This window comes from Sodalis sp. C49 (assembly GCF_046352915.1).
Lineage (GTDB): Bacteria > Pseudomonadota > Gammaproteobacteria > Enterobacterales > Enterobacteriaceae > Acerihabitans.
In genome coordinates this window covers 5,443,365-5,458,069 of the sequence record NZ_CP163303.1, presented here as the reverse complement: position 1 = coordinate 5,458,069, position 14,705 = coordinate 5,443,365, and the positions used below count along the sequence as shown (strand labels likewise).

At 59.4% G+C, this 14,705-nt stretch carries 11 protein-coding genes and 1 tRNA gene; 5 read left to right on the top strand and 7 right to left on the bottom strand.

The genetic code is table 11. The annotated features are described in order from the left end of the window. Positions 1-88: 88 nt before the first annotated feature. The 5 genes from efeB to rsuA all read right to left on the bottom strand — a co-directional run bounded on the left by efeB (position 89) and on the right by rsuA (position 7,204). Positions 89-1,375, bottom strand: coding sequence for an iron uptake transporter deferrochelatase/peroxidase subunit (gene efeB / locus ABUK12_RS24725; RefSeq protein ID WP_410014291.1), 1,287 nt, complete (start codon positions 1,373-1,375; stop codon positions 89-91). Positions 1,376-1,388: 13 nt separating this feature from the next. Further along, entirely contained in the window at positions 1,389-2,528 is a 1,140-nt protein-coding gene (gene efeO / locus ABUK12_RS24720) for an iron uptake system protein EfeO (protein WP_410014290.1), read from the bottom strand. 37 nt (positions 2,529-2,565) lie between these two features. Then, positions 2,566-3,396 (bottom strand): iron uptake transporter permease EfeU, encoded by an 831-nt coding sequence (gene efeU / locus ABUK12_RS24715; protein ID WP_410014289.1) that lies wholly within the window; start codon positions 3,394-3,396, stop codon positions 2,566-2,568. A 1,821-nt stretch (positions 3,397-5,217) separates the two neighbouring features. Continuing rightward, on the bottom strand, positions 5,218-6,423 hold the full coding sequence (locus tag ABUK12_RS24710) for a Bcr/CflA family multidrug efflux MFS transporter (RefSeq protein ID WP_410016770.1): 1,206 nt from the start codon (positions 6,421-6,423) through the stop codon (positions 5,218-5,220). 70 nt (positions 6,424-6,493) lie between these two features. Further along, positions 6,494-7,204 carry a 16S rRNA pseudouridine(516) synthase RsuA gene (gene rsuA, locus ABUK12_RS24705; RefSeq protein ID WP_410014288.1) on the bottom strand — a complete coding sequence of 237 codons (711 nt, stop codon included), beginning with the start codon at positions 7,202-7,204 and terminating at the stop codon, positions 6,494-6,496. Positions 7,205-7,408: 204 nt separating this feature from the next. Between rsuA and ABUK12_RS24700 the strand changes: the two genes are divergently transcribed. After that, complete coding sequence (locus ABUK12_RS24700) at positions 7,409-9,169, top strand: DEAD/DEAH box helicase (RefSeq protein ID WP_410014287.1); 1,761 nt, start codon at positions 7,409-7,411, stop codon at positions 9,167-9,169. Between the two features lie 127 nt (positions 9,170-9,296). Then, positions 9,297-9,581, top strand: coding sequence for a 50S ribosomal protein L25 (gene rplY / locus ABUK12_RS24695; protein WP_410014286.1), 285 nt, complete (start codon positions 9,297-9,299; stop codon positions 9,579-9,581). Positions 9,582-10,193: 612 nt separating this feature from the next. Here rplY and yejK read toward each other — a convergent pair. Beyond that, complete coding sequence (gene yejK / locus ABUK12_RS24690) at positions 10,194-11,201, bottom strand: nucleoid-associated protein YejK (RefSeq protein ID WP_410014285.1); 1,008 nt, start codon at positions 11,199-11,201, stop codon at positions 10,194-10,196. Positions 11,202-11,381: 180 nt separating this feature from the next. On the opposite strand from yejK, the gene ABUK12_RS24685 reads away from it, so the two are divergent. The 3 genes from ABUK12_RS24685 to ABUK12_RS24675 all read left to right on the top strand — a co-directional run bounded on the left by ABUK12_RS24685 (position 11,382) and on the right by ABUK12_RS24675 (position 13,560). Further along, entirely contained in the window at positions 11,382-11,609 is a 228-nt protein-coding gene (locus ABUK12_RS24685; protein ID WP_410014284.1) for a YejL family protein, read from the top strand. Positions 11,610-11,629: 20 nt separating this feature from the next. Next, complete coding sequence (gene yejM, locus ABUK12_RS24680; protein ID WP_410014283.1) at positions 11,630-13,405, top strand: LPS biosynthesis-modulating metalloenzyme YejM; 1,776 nt, start codon at positions 11,630-11,632, stop codon at positions 13,403-13,405. Between the two features lie 78 nt (positions 13,406-13,483). After that, a tRNA-Pro gene (locus ABUK12_RS24675) sits at positions 13,484-13,560 on the top strand. Between the two features lie 109 nt (positions 13,561-13,669). On the opposite strand, the gene ABUK12_RS24670 is transcribed toward ABUK12_RS24675, so the two are convergent. Further along, positions 13,670-14,611, bottom strand: a complete 942-nt coding sequence (locus ABUK12_RS24670) for an SDR family NAD(P)-dependent oxidoreductase (protein WP_410014282.1) — start codon at positions 14,609-14,611, stop codon at positions 13,670-13,672. Positions 14,612-14,705: the final 94 nt, after the last annotated feature.

Here is a 14,705-nt window from a genome sequence, read left to right as displayed (position 1 = left end):
GGGACGGCGGTTCACAGGAAAATCGACATGCACGCCGGCGCAGGGCAGCCGCGCCGGCAAAGCGGCAGAAGGGGGAAAACCGCCGGCGTTATGCCAGCAGTGACTGCGCCAGATAGCCGTCCTGGCGCTCGACCCCCGGCAGGGCAAAAAAGTAGCCCCCGCCGATGGGCTGGATGTATTCTTCCAGCGCCTCGCCGTTAAGCCTGCGCTGCACTGCGAGAAACCCCTGCTCCAGATCCTGCTGGAAGCAGACGAACAACAATCCCATATCCAGCTGGCCGGAGCGGGAAACGCCCAGGGAATAGCTATAGCCCCGGCGCAGCATCAGGTTGCCTTGGGTGGCGGGCGTACGGGGATTGGCCAGGCGCATATGGGCGTCGAGCGGGATGACCTTGCCCTGCGGATCGCGGCTGTAGTCGGGCACGTCATGTTCATTGGCCATGCCCAGCGGCGCGCCGGTGCGCTTATCACGGCCGAAGATGGTCTGCTGCTCATGCAGCGGCGTACGATCCCAGGACTCGACGTGAAAGCGGATAATGCGCACCGCCTGGTAACTGCCGTTTACCGCCCAGGCGGGTTCATCCGTACCGGCGCCGACCCAGATCACCCGATCCATCAGGCCGGGGTCGCGGGTATCCGGATTGCCGGTGCCGTCCTTGAAGCCCAGTAAATTAATCGGTGTCTCCTTGCCCCGGCTGCGCGCCGCGCTGGCGGAAATAAAGCCTTCGCGCTTCCAGCGCACGCTCAGCAGATCCGGGGTATGTTTAATGATATCCCGCAGCGCATGAATCACCGTGTCGCTGCCGTTGGCGCAAATTTGCAACAGCAGATCGCCATGGCATAAATCAGCGTCCAGCGCATCGTTGGCAAAACGCGTCATCTTTTGCAGCCGCCGGGGTTTCAGCGCGGCGAGGCCGAAACGATCGTCAAACAACGAGTCGCCCACCGCCACCGTGATGGTCAGGTTATCCGGGGCGATATGCTCGCCCAGAATGCCGGAGTCCATCGGCGGCAATTTATCATCCACCGCCGGCGCCTGCCCGCCGGTGGTTAAAAATGCAATCCTCTCGGTCAGCACGCGAAACAACCGCCGCAGATCGTCCTTATCTCCGGCCAGCACGTCAAACGCCACCAGCATCATGGCCGCCTGCTGCGGCGTGGTGATGCCGGCCTGCCGGGGTCCGTAAAACGGCTGGCGCTGCCAGCGCTCGTCGGGTGACAAGGTGCCGGGGGAATGCTCATCGGGAGCAGGAGCCGGCGCCGCCGCCGCGCCGCGCAACGCCAGGGCGCCGCCGAGGGCGCCAAGCCCCTTCAGCCAGCGGCGCCGTGATGGCGACGCCGCCTTACCGCTGTTTTTATCTTTATCAGCACTCATCAGGCGCTCAACCCTACTCCAGCCCCAGCACGCCGCGCAGCAGCGCCAGATCTTCCGCCAGGGCGGTGATCGGGCCTTTGAGCGCGGTGCGATCGGCATCGGTCAGCTTGTCATAAGACGCAAAGCCGTCTTTATTACGGTATTTCATCAGGACGTTATCCACCTTGGCAAAGTTACCGTCAATTTTCGCCAGCAGCGGCGCATCGGCTTTTTGCAGCAGCGGGCGCAGCAGGTTGACGATTTTTTGCGATCCGTCGATATTGGCCTGGAAATCGGAAAGATCGGTACGGCTGTAACGGTCTTCCTCGCCGCTGATCTTACTGGAGGCCACTTCCTCAATCAGTCCGGCGGCGCCGCCGACCACTTTACTCGGCGGGAAGGTCAGGTCGCCGATGCGTTTTTGCAGATCCTGGGTATCTTTATACAATTGATCGGCAAACGGGGCGGTGCCGGCCGTGGTTTTATCGCTGAAGAGGATTTTTTCCAGCCGGTGGAAACCGGTGAATTTCGGGTCGGCGGATTTCTGCTCGAAATCATCTTCGCGGGCATCAATACTGCCGTCCAGATCCGAGAACAGTTCGGCGATAGGCTCGATACGCTCGTAATACACGCGGGTGGGGGCAAACAGCTTCTGCGCGGTGGCCAGATCGCCTTTCTTCACCGCATCGGTAAAGGTCTTGGTATGGGAGACAAGCTCGCCGACCTGTTGCAGCACATAGACTTTATAATCGGCAATCGGCCCCACCAGCGCCATGGCATCCGGTTTCGCCGCGCCCGCGCCGCCGTCCGCCGAAACCGTCAGCTTGCCCTTCGGATTGCTCAGCAGGCCGCAGGTCATATCGTATTCCCCCGGCTCCAGGGTGGCGGTCATCTTCTGGGTAAAGCCCGGCGCCACGTTCTCGCGCTCCTCGACCACCATCACGCCCTTGAGGATTTCCCACTCCAGCCCTTTCTGGCTGGCGTTATGAATAATAAACTGCGTTTTGCCCGGTTTAACGTTCAGCGCCATCGGATCGCACTGCTTATCGTTAACGGTAATCTTGACCTGAGGAATATCGGCCGCCAGCGCGGGCCAGCCCCATGCCGACAGCACCGGCGCCACCAGTAAGGCGGCAGGAAGAATGCGGCGACGGAAGCGTTGCATATTGGACATTTTTTTTACCCTGAATAGTGGAACAATTTAATGGATTTTATCCGGCGACACGTGTCGTCCGGTTGCCCCGCGCAGGCAGGAAAAACATCACCAGGGCCGGCACCAGGTATAACAAATACACGGCCACTTCACTGACGGTGGGCGCTTCCTGATAACCCAGCAGCCCCTCAAGCAAGGTGCCGAACAACGATTGGGTGGATAGGGTGGCGCTGAAATCAAATGCGATTGCCTGGAAACCATTCCATAATCCCGCTTCGTGGAAAGCGCGAATTGCCCCGGCCGCCAGCCCCGCGGCCACAAACAGAATAAACAGGCTGGTCCATTTGAAAAACTTCTCCATGCGCAGGCGGATGCCGCCGTAATACATCAGCATCCCCAAGACGATGGCGCAGGCCAATCCCAACACCGCGCCGATGGGCGCCTCGATGCCTACGTCCTGCTGAAACGCCGCCAGCAAAAAAAACACCGATTCCAACCCCTCGCGGGCCACGGCAAAAAACACCATGCCCACCAGCGCCCAGCCCTGCCCGCGGGCATTGCTGAGCGCCTGATCGACGGCGCTTTCCAGCTGGGCTTTAATCGAGCGGGACATCTTGCGCATCCAGAACACCATCCAGGTCAGGATGAGGACCGCCAGCACCGCCACGATGCCCTCGAACAGTTCCTGTTGCTTTTGCGGAAATTCGCCGGTGGTTTCGTTAATGACGACACCCACCGCCAGGCACAACAGCGCCGCGCTTAGCACGCCCACCCACACCGCTTTTAGCCAGCGGCCGCGGCCGGTCTTTTTCAGATAGCCGGCGATAAGGCTCACGATCAGCGCCGCCTCGAGACCCTCACGCAGCATAATCAGAAAAGGCACAAACATACCCATCACCTCGATGCTTTTGGGGGCGAGAAAAAGTAAAGAAACGTCAATTAAAACGATATTGATTATCATTACGAGGAAAAGAAAAACAAGCGCAGATTTGCGACTATTTGTAACCGATGCGCTACAAAAGGTTTCAGGATAAATAAAAGGTAAAGGGGGCGTCAGGGGTTAAGTGGTCTCGGTGAGGGTTTTGTTTGCTGTGCCTTGGTTTGCCTTATGGCAGGGTTTATGTCGCCTCGGCGAGGGTTTCGCTTACTGTGTCTTGTCTTGGCTTGTGGCAGGGTTTATGTCGCCTCGGCGAAGGTTTCGCTTGCTGTGCCTTGGCTTGCCTTGTGGCAGGGTTTATGTCGCCTCGGCGCGGGTTTCGCTTACTGTGTCTTGGCTTGCCTTGTGGCAGGGTTTATGTCGCCTCGGCGCGGGTTTTGCTTGCTGTGCCTTGGCTTGCCTTGTGGCAGGGTTTATGTCACCTCGGCGCGGGTTTCGCTTGCTGTGTCTTGGTTTGCCTTGTGGCAGGGTTTATGTCGCCTCGGCGCGGGTTTCGCTTGCTGTGTCTTGGCTTGCCTTGTGGCAGGGTTTATGCCGCCTCGGCGAAGGTTTCGCTTGCCGTGCGTGAGATGCTCATAGGTATTGCCGGGTGCCGGCAAGCGACAAAGAGGCCGTACCGCGACGGCCTCCTTGACCTCCGCGCGTCCGGCAGATCGTGCGCCGCTGCGCGGTTCCCGGCATCACGCATCCCGGCTTTGGGACCGCACGGGACGCGCTCCCGGCGCGGCCCTTAGCTTTCGCCGCTCCCGGCGGCTCATCCAGCCAAGATGCGCGCTGCCGGCGCACTCTATGCCGGCACCACGTCAACACCATCGTCTGTGGGTAAAATAGCGTTTTTGGTAGTAAGTGATATGCACGTACCGGGAAAAATATCGTTATTAATTTTGGGTTAACTTAGACTAGCTTGGCTTAGTTTAGCTAAGATTCGCGGCCAGCTACCTACTCTCACTGTGGCGGGTTTATGCCCGGCTACGTGGTTGTATGGTTGCATGACTGTAATTGCCGACGGCATGACATACTGGCTATATGACCGCTGACTATGTGAATGCTGGCAGCATTGCATGATGTATGACTGATAATTACCCGCTGCCGACTGCATGTATATTTGCATGTATGACTGACCTGTCGCGGTGCCTTTTGCATTGCGCAATGATTAGCCGCTTCTCTGTCTGCTGTACCACCTTCCACTAAACCCAAAGCGGCGCCGATGCCCTATACATCACAGCGCTGGCCGCGACAGATATCCCGGCATAAAGCGCGCTGACGGCGCCGGTGGCCCCGGCATGAGCCGCCGGGAGCGGCGAAAGGCCCGTTGCGCCGGGAGCGCATAACGGGCCGGTGCATCACGGGGACATTGGCGGCGGAAGGCATCGCGCAGCGACGCGCGACCTGCCGGGCGCGCGGAGGTCAAGGAGGCCGTCGCGGTACGGCCTCTTTGTCGCTTGCCGGCATCCGGCAATACAGATAACAACCTCACGCACGGCAAGCGAAACCTTCGCCGAGGCGACATAAGCCCTGACGCACGCTAACGCAAAGCAGGCGAAAACCTCGCCGGGGCGACATTTATCTTCACGGAAGCCCAAGATTGCCAGGACGGCGATCATTAAACCTACACAAGATGTGTAAAAGGGAGAGCGTGCCAATGGGGTCGAATCGGCGTGGTGTTCCCGCCCGACAGAGCACCCCATGGCACGGTAAGCCCGCCAACACCAAACCCAAAACAGAAGTGTTAAGGGAGAACGTGCCAACGCCCGGCGTGTGAAAAGGAAAACGCTATGACGCGGTACGCGCCGCCCGCCGCGGACGGCTGGCATACAGATAACACAACATCGCGCTGATGGTGCAAAACGCCATGGACAATACCATCGGCCAGGCGCTGGAAAACGTCGCCAGCGACAACAACGCACCGATTACCGCGCCCACGCCGAACCGCAGCGTTCCCGCCAGCGACGAGGCGGTACCGGCCATATGCGGAAAATCATCCAGGATCACGGCCATGCCGTTGGACGTCACCATCGCCACGCAGCCGACAAACACCGCCACGCCGATAACCAACGGCCAGAACCCCAGGTTCATGCCGCAAACGATCAACAGCCAGATACCCATCAGCAACTGGATAAACAACCCGAAACGGAACATCTTCTGCGCCCCGAAATGCCTCACGCTCCGGCTGTTGATAAGCGTCATGATAAACAAAAACAAGACGTTAAGGGCAAAATAATAACCGAAATTCTGCGGCGAAACGCCGTTAAGATTGATATAGACAAACGGCCCGGCGCTCAGGAACGAAAACATCCCGGCAAAGGAAAAACCGCTGGCCAGCATATAGCTGAACACCCGCTTATGGCGAAATAACGCGCCGAAGTTGCCGATGGTGGTGCGCAGATTAAACTTTTGCCGCCGCTCCCTGGGCAGCGTTTCCCGGATATACAGCATCACCAGCACGGTGGCCACCAGCGCCGTCAGGCTCATGATCCAGAAAATGGCATGCCAGTTAAACACCACCAGCAGCACGCCGCCGATGATGGGAGCCAGCAGCGGCGCCACCGTCATCACCAGCACCACAAACGACATCATGCGTGAAAAATCATCCTTGGTGAACATATCGCGCATCAGCGCATTGATCACCACGCTCGCGGCGGCGGCGGACAGACCATGCAAGAAACGCATATTGATCAGCTGCTCCACCGATTGCGACAGCGCGCAAGCCGCGGCGGCGACGGCAAAAAAGAACGTGCCGAACAGAATCACCGGCTTACGGCCCAGGCTATCGGCCAACGGCCCGTAAAACAGCTGGCCGATGGAAAACCCCAGCACATAGGCGCTCAGGGTCATCTGCACGCTCCCCGCGCCGACGCCGAACTCCGAGGCAATCAGCGGCATGGCCGGCAAATACATATCGATAGCCAATGGCATCAGCATCGACAATAAACCCAGGATGACGATTAAACCGATATGGGATGTCCGGTCTGCTTGCACGTTGTACGACTCCTCGTTCATGCCTTTATCAATCCTGCACGGCCGGCGGACCCACCGCCCGCCGTTGTTGTCACGGACGTGCCGGCGCGCCTATGCCGGCGATTTCATCGGCGGTCAGTGCGCGGTATTGGCCGGGTTCCAGATCCGCATCCAGCACGATGGCGCCGACACGTTCGCGATGCAGCGCCACCACATGGTTACCCACCGCGGCGAACATTCTTTTCACCTGATGATAACGCCCTTCGCTGATGGTCAGGCGCACTTCACGCTCGGCAAGTTGCTCAAGCTGTGCGGGCCGGGTCGGCAGTTTTTCGCCGTGAAGCATCACCCCTTCGGTAAACTGACGCGCGATATCCCCGTCCAGCGGATCCTCAAGCGTCACCAAATAAGTCTTTTCACAGTGATGTTTAGGCGAGGTGATCCAGTGGGACCACTGGCCGTCGTCGGTCATCAACACCAGGCCGGTGGTATCGATGTCCAGGCGTCCGGCGGCGTGCAGCTTGTCCGGCACCGGTTCGTCCATAAAATACAGCACGGTGGGATGATCGGGATCGTCGGTTGAGCACACATAGCCCTGGGGTTTGTGCAGCATAAAATAGCGCGGGGCAAGTATCTGGTGCAGGACCCGATCGTCAAAGCGCACTTCATGTTGCGCCAGCAGTTGGAACGCGCCCTGTTTCACCGTATCACCATCGACGGTCACCCGCTTGGCGCGCAGTTCCCGTTGCACCAGCGCCCGGCTGATACCTAACTGTTGAGATAAAAATTTGTCCAGTCGCATTAACGTCGTTTTGCCTGTAATCTTGGAAAGCGCCCGGCAACGATGCTCCACCCGCCCGGTAAGGGAGGCGCGCGGCCGGACCAAATGGCCCGAATCCGCTATCGTGCGGGAAAGGCGGCGAATGCCGCATATGCTTATAAAGTGAAATCACAGTATAACGGGGCTTGCCTGCCGAGCATAGCCGACAACGAGATTCATTTAGAGATGTCCTTCACCCTACGTCCTTATCAGCGCGACGCGGTCAACGCGGCGGTGGATCATTTTCGCCGCCACGACGAACCGGCGGTGATCGTGCTGCCCACCGGCGCCGGCAAAAGCCTGGTGATCGCCGAGCTGGCGCGCCTGGCGCGCGGCCGGGTTCTGGTCCTGGCCCACGTCAAGGAACTGGTGGCGCAAAACCATGAAAAATTCCAGGCGCTGGGACTGGAGGCGGATATCTTCGCCGCCGGTCTGCAGCAGCGGGACAGCCGGGGCAAAGTGGTGTTCGGCAGCGTACAGTCCGTTGCGCGCAACCTGGATCAGTTCGACAGCGCGTTCTCATTGCTGATTATCGATGAATGCCACCGGCTCGGCGACGGCGACGACAGCCAATATCAGCAGGTCATCCGCCATCTGCGCCTCGCCCGGCCGGCGCTGCGCATCCTGGGGCTGACCGCCACGCCCTTCCGCCTCGGCAAGGGATGGATATACCAATACCACCATCACGGCATGGTGCGCGGCGACGAGCGCAGTTTCTTCCGCGACTGCGTCTATGAGCTGCCGCTGCACTATATGATCAAGCACGGCTTCCTGGTGCCGCCGGAGCGCCTGGATATGCCGGTGCTGCATTACGACTTCAGCCGCCTGTCGCCCAATATCAACGGCTACTATGCCGAGTCGGAGCTGAATACCGAAGTACGGCGGCAAAACCGCATCACGCCGCTTATCGTCGGCCAGATACAGGAATACGCGGCGGATAAGCGCGGCGTGATGATCTTTGCCGCGACGGTAGAACATGCCCGCGAAGTCCTCGGCCTGCTGCCGCCCGCGCAGGCGGCGCTTATCAGCGCCGAAACGCCCCAGGCGGATCGCGACCGGCTGATCGACGCCTTCCGCCGGCAATCGCTACGCTACGTGGTTAACGTGGCGGTGCTGACCACCGGTTTTGACGCTCCCCATGTGGATATGATCGCCATCTTGCGGCCCACCGAGTCGGTCGGCCTGTACCAGCAGATTGTCGGGCGCGGACTCCGGCTCTATCCCGGCAAGACCCGATGCCTGATTCTCGACTATGCCGGCAACGGCCACGATCTATTTTCCCCCGAGATAGGCCAGGCCAAACCGGCCGGAACCGGCACGCCGGTCCAGGTATTCTGCCCGCTCTGCGGCTTTGCCAATATGTTCTGGGGCAAAACCACGCCGGAGGGCGAAGTCATTGAACACTACGGCCGCCGCTGCCAGGGTTTCGAGGAACAGGAAGATGGCGAACGCCGCCAATGCGATTTTCGCTTCCGCTGCAAGATCTGTCCGGACTGCGGCGCCGAAAACGATATCGCCGCCAGGCGCTGCCACGAATGCGATAAAATCCTGGTGGATCCGGACGATATGCTCAAGGCGGCGCTGCGGCTCAAGGACGCGCTGGTGCTGCGCTGCAGCGGCATGACGCTTGACTGCGGGGGCGACGGCAAAGGCGAATGGCTGCGCATCACCTACCATGATGAGGACGGCGCCGAGGTCGCCGAGCGTTTCCGTCTGCATACGCCGCCCCAGCGGCGGGTGTTCGAGCACCGTTTTCTGCGCCTGCACCAGCGGGCGCCGGGGGTGCCCTTTCCCTGGCAAACCGCCGCCGATATCCAGCGCGCGGCGGACCGGCTGCGCGCGCCGGATTTTGTCGTCGCGCGCCGCCAGGGCGCGTTCTGGCAGGTAAGGGAAAAGATTTTCGACTACCAGGGCCGTTATCGCCTGGCCCACGAATTGCGCGGCTGACGGGGTTTATTTGCCCCGCCGGGGTATTTCCGGTAGAATTCCGCCCGCTTTACTTTAAAGCACGTCTATCCAACCTGCTGCTGGGTCGCCTGTAGCGGGGTTACTTTTTTAAGTATCGAGAAAATACATGTTAATTATTAATGCAGAAGTGCGTAAAGATCAGGGTAAGGGTGCGAGCCGCCGCCTGCGTCTAGCGAATAAGTTTCCTGCTATCGTTTATGGTGGCACCGAAGCGCCGGTCTCTATCGAGATGGACCACGAAATCGTGCTGAATACCCAAACCAAACCGGGTTTCTATAGCGACGTATTATCACTGGTTATCGACGGCGCCGAAACTCAGGTTAAGGTTCAGGCGGTACAACGCCATCCGTTCAAACCGAAACTGACTCATATCGACTTTGTCCGCGTTTAATCGCGACTAACCGATACGATAAAAGGACGCCGCTTACGCGGCGTTTTTTTTTGCCCCATGGCGCGGTAGGCCCGCCAACACCGGACTCATAGCAAACGTGTTCAAGGGAGACCGTGCCGATGGGGTTGAATCGGGCGTGGTTTTCCGCCCGACCGAAGCCCCATGGCGCGGTAGGCCCGCCAACACCGGGCTCATAGCAAACGTATTCAAGGGAGACCGTGCCGATGGGGTTGAATCGGGCGTGGTTTTCCGCCCGACCGAGGCCCCATGGCGCGGTAGGCCCGCCAACACCGGGCTCATAGCAAACGTATTCAAGGGAGACCGTGCCGATGGGGTTGAATCGGGCGTGGTTTTCCGCCCGACCGAGGCCCCATGGCGCGGTAGGCCCGCCAACACCGGGCTCATAGCAAACGTGTTCAAGGGAGACCGTGCCGATGGGGTTGAATCGGGCGTGGTTTTCCGCCCGACCGAGGCCCCATGGCGCGGTAGGCCCGCCAACACCGTACTCACAGCAAACGTATTCAAGGGAGACCGTGCCGATGGGGTTGAATCGGGCGTGGTTTTCCGCCCGACCGAGGCCCCATGGCGCGGTAGGCCCGCCGACACCGTACGTTAGCTTCCGCCGTTCTGGCGACGGGTAAGCTGATCGCGCAGGTTCGGCGGCGTACCTTTGATGGTCAGGGTATCGGTGGCGGGGTCCCAGAAAATACGCTCGCCCAACAGCTGCGCGTCAAAATTCAGCGTAACGCCGCCGCCGCTGCCGGCATACTTGGTCAACTGGCGCAGGGTGCCGCGGTCGGCCGGAAAACTCTCCTCCAGCTCATACCCCGCCCCGCTGGCAAACGCCTGAAAGGTTTTATCGCCCACCGGCGGCAGGGTCCCGGACAGCTCGGCCACCGCGATCTCCTCGCCGGACGACAGCTGATCCTTACAGTAGCTGTATACCTGCTGGCGCACATTCTGCCGCTCGCTTTTATCAAGCTGGGCATCGGCGCAATAATCATCCACCGCCTGCAACAGCCCGCGATTCTGCGCTTTGGCGTCCAGCCCTTCGCTGGCGGCGAGGAAATCCATAAAAAAGTCGGACACCTTACGGCCCACTCGTCCCTTCAGGAACGTCAGATAGCGCGCAGACTGCGGATTGGTATCCCATTCGGTCAGATCGATACGCGCCACGATATCCGCATGGTTTATATCCAGATAATGGGTACTGCTGATATCAAGCTGTTCATTCACCCGCATACTGCTCAGGCTGTTCAACACCGCGATCAACAGATATTCCACCGCCAGGTAGCGGTACTGACAAAACAAAACGACGCCGCCCTCGGCAAAAGGATATTTGGCCAGTTCGTCGCGCAGCCTGCCGGTGGCGGCGCGGGTAAACGCCAGGAAGTCTTCATCGCCCTTACGGCAGCTGCGCAGCGCCGACGCCAGCTCGCTGCCTTCGTTAAACAGACCATAGGCTTTGTTTTTCGCGCTATATACCCGGTGCAGTTCCGCCATCATCTCCGCCACCGCCGCGCTGGGGGACAAAAGCGAATCGCGCAATACCAGTTCCAGCGTTTGCTCGTCGCGTTTGATAAGCTGATGCAATGCTATCTGGTCAATATCCAGACTCATGATTTATTCTCCTTCGGGCCAGGTGCGTATTCAAACACTGAATAGCCCGCAGCTCAACCGGTGTTGCGCTGGCACAGCACATTGCGCAGGGGCGCCCCGGCTGAAAAGCGATAAAAAAGCGGAAAAAGCGGAGTTGATACGGTAAGATAGCGGACTTTAACAGATTACTAAGAATATATTATGCCGCAAGCATCCCGTTATAGCGACGAAGAGGTTGAAGCATTGCTGGGCGAACTGTCGGCGGTGCTGGAAAAGCACCGTACGCCAACCGATTTGTCGCTGATGGTATTGGGTAATATGATTACTCATGTGATCAACACCAGCGTGGCGCCGGAACAGCGCAAAACCCTGGCAAACTCCTTCGGCGAGGCGCTGCTCTCCTCCGTCCGGACTCACGATACGCATTAATGAGCTGCCAAGACTGATTTATGGTGACAAATAGCCAGCGCTACCGTGACAAAGTTTCCCAAATGATCAGTTGGGGTCACTGGTTCGCCCTTTTCAACATCCTGCTTAGCCTTGGGCTCGGCAGCCGCTATCTTTTTGTCGCCGACTGGCCCGGCTCGCTGCTGGGCCGCGTTTTCGCGTTCACCAGCTGGCTCGGCCACTTTAGTTTTATCGTTTTTACCCTTTACCTGCTGATTATCTTCCCGCTGACCTTTGTAGTGATGTCGCAGCGACTGCTGCGCTTTCTGTCGGCCATTATCGCCACCGCCGGGCTGACGCTGCTGCTGGTGGATACCGAGGTATTTACCCGTTTCCACCTCCACCTTAATCCGGTGGTCTGGGAACTGGTGGTCAACCCCGACGAAGGTGAGCTGGCGCGCGACTGGCAGCTGATGTTTATCGGCATCCCCATCATCTTCCTGGTGGAAATGCTCTTCGGCACCTGGTCATGGCAAAAGCTGCGCAGCCTTAACCGGCGTAAAATCGGCAAGCCCGTGGCTATCGTGCTTATCTGCGCCTTTTTCGCCTCGCACATTATCTATATCTGGGCGGACGCCAATTTCTACCGGCCGATTACCATGCAGCGCTCCAACCTGCCGCTATCCTACCCCATGACCGCGCGCCGCTTCCTGGAGCGGCACGGCCTGCTGGATGCGCAGGAATACGAGCGTCGCCTGGTGCAGCAGGGCAATCCCGAGGCGGTGGCGGTGGAATACCCGTTAAGCCCGCTGCAATTCCAGAATAAAGGCAGCGGATATAACCTGCTGATCATCGCCACCGGCGCCCTGCGCAACGATACCGTCGACCAACAGATGCCGACGTTAAAGCAGTTCGCCGCCGACAACGTGCGTTTCACCAACCATTTCAGCACCGGCAATCATGCGGATACCGGGCTGTTCGGGCTGTTTTACGGCATTTCGTCTTCTTATATGGACGGCATCCTGGCGGCGCGCAAGACCTCGGTATTATTCGATGCGCTCGGCAAGCAGGGCTATCAGCTGGGCCTGTTCTCATCCAACGGCTTCGGCAGCCCGCTGGACAGGCAGGCGCTGCTGACCGATTTCAGCCTGCCGGAGCCGGTCAGCCAGCCCGACAGTCAGACCGCCCAGCAATGGCAACAGTGGCGCGCGGCGTCCACCGGCGATGCGCCCTGGTATTCTTACGTGGAATTCAACGGCACGGATATCAACGCCGGCCTGAATAACAAGCCCAACCTGGCGGAGCATTACCAGCAGGGCGCTCAGCGCCTGGACGGCTATATCGGCCAGATTATCGCCACCCTGCGCGCCAGGGGAGACCTGGAGCATACGGTGGTGGTGATTACCGCCGCCAACGGGCTGGAGCTCAACGATCGCAAGAACGGCCATCGGGAAGCCGGCACACGCCTTAACCGATACCAGCTGCAGGTGCCGCTTATCATCCACTGGCCGGGCACCCCGCCGCAGGTGGTGACCAAGCTGACCTACCACAACGATGTCACCGCCACGCTGATGCAGCGCCTGTTGCATGTCGCCACCGATGCCAGCGACTATACCCAGGGCGAGGATCTGTTTGCCCCAAGGCGGAGCAACGATTGGGTGGTCAGCGGCGATAACGGCACGCTGGTTATCAATACGCCGACCCAGAGCATCGTGCTGCAAAGCAACGGTGATTACCGCACCTACGATCTCAATGGCGACGTTATTCATAACGCCAAACCGCAGCTGGCGCTGCTTTTGCAGGTACTGACGGACGAAAAACGCTTTATTGCCAATTAACTGCTTAAATCTAAAGCAGTCAATTCAATGGGCTATTGCAATCAACGCAGGACAAGGTAGTATAGGCGCCCATGCAGTCGGCATGTAGCGCAGCCTGGTAGCGCACCGTCATGGGGTGTCGGGGGTCGGAGGTTCGAATCCTCTCATGCCGACCAATCATCCTGAAGAAAACCAACCACTTGTGGTTGGTTTTTTTTTCGTCTGAAGCGTGGTTGAAAAGCCAGGCGGCGGCTTAAGCGCGGGCGCCGGGTCTGGCGCGGGTCTTTATAAACATGATTGCCTGCCCTCCTCGTCTTCCCGTTTCATTCTCGCGCGAATGCCACCCTCAATGCGCAGGGTCTCCGCCATAGGCTCATAGATAGCCCCTTGCGTAGCGGCCACCGGCGGGGCTTTATGAACTTCGCGGTCGGCGATGTCCGCTGACAGCCGCTCGGTCAAATCCGGGAACAGATGATGGGAAATATTGGAGGAACCGGCCTTCCAGCCGACGGGCGTTTCTTCCTGTGGATTGACGCAGGCCCCGACGATGGCATCCACCACCAGCGCGGGATCGTCCATCGCCGCCATGCGCGGCGCATGGCCGCTGTAATTGGCGGCATGCAACCACCAGGGCGTATCCACCGCCCAGGGCATTATGGTCGCCACCTTGATATTGGCGGCGCTGCCATCCAGACGCAGCTCTTCGTTGAGCGTGCGGCTGAGGCTCAGCACCGCGGCCTTGGAGGCGGCATAGGATGCCTGATAGGCCAGGGGCACTTCGCTGTCGATCGACCCGGTGTTTATCAGGGTGCCGAACCCCTGCATGCGAAATTGCCGGATTGCCGCGTGGGCGCCAAACAGGAGCCCTTTCAGGTTAACGTCGATAATGCGCGCATGATCCGCCGGCGGAATATCCCAGAATAGTCCCAGGGCGCCGATACCGACGTTATTGATCCAGATATCGATGCCGCCAAACCCTTCCAGCGCCGCCTGGGCCAGATGCTCGACGTCGGCGGCGTCACTGACATCGGTCCGCACCGCCAGCGCCGCGCCGCCGGTGGACCTGATGTGTGCGGCCAGATCTTCCAGCGCCGCCTCCCGCCTTGCAGCAAGCACGACGTTCGCGCCCAGTTGCGCGAGTTTAAGCGCCGTTCCCCGGCCAAAACCGCTGGATGCGCCGGCGATGACGACGGTCTTCCCCTTGAGATCGTGCTGGTGTGCTGACATGATGGATATCTCCATTTAATTAGCGCGCTTACCCAAAATGGGGAAATCCATCTCCCTGACCTGGAACCCTGGCCAGGGGACATAGTGCCGCGCG

Excerpts from the sequence above, each read along its gene's own strand:
- efeB (WP_410014291.1), bottom strand. The coding sequence starts at position 1,375 with ATGAGTGCTGATAAAGATAAAAACAGCGGTAAGGCGGCGTCGCCATCA.
- efeO (WP_410014290.1), bottom strand. The coding sequence starts at position 2,528 with ATGTCCAATATGCAACGCTTCCGTCGCCGCATTCTTCCTGCCGCCTTA.
- efeU (WP_410014289.1), bottom strand. The coding sequence starts at position 3,396 with ATGTTTGTGCCTTTTCTGATTATGCTGCGTGAGGGTCTCGAGGCGGCG.
- rsuA (WP_410014288.1), bottom strand. The coding sequence starts at position 7,204 with ATGCGACTGGACAAATTTTTATCTCAACAGTTAGGTATCAGCCGGGCG.
- ABUK12_RS24700 (WP_410014287.1), top strand. The coding sequence starts at position 7,409 with ATGTCCTTCACCCTACGTCCTTATCAGCGCGACGCGGTCAACGCGGCG.
- rplY (WP_410014286.1), top strand. The coding sequence starts at position 9,297 with ATGTTAATTATTAATGCAGAAGTGCGTAAAGATCAGGGTAAGGGTGCG.
- yejK (WP_410014285.1), bottom strand. The coding sequence starts at position 11,201 with ATGAGTCTGGATATTGACCAGATAGCATTGCATCAGCTTATCAAACGC.
- ABUK12_RS24685 (WP_410014284.1), top strand. The coding sequence starts at position 11,382 with ATGCCGCAAGCATCCCGTTATAGCGACGAAGAGGTTGAAGCATTGCTG.
- yejM (WP_410014283.1), top strand. The coding sequence starts at position 11,630 with ATGGTGACAAATAGCCAGCGCTACCGTGACAAAGTTTCCCAAATGATC.
- ABUK12_RS24670 (WP_410014282.1), bottom strand. The coding sequence starts at position 14,611 with ATGTCAGCACACCAGCACGATCTCAAGGGGAAGACCGTCGTCATCGCC.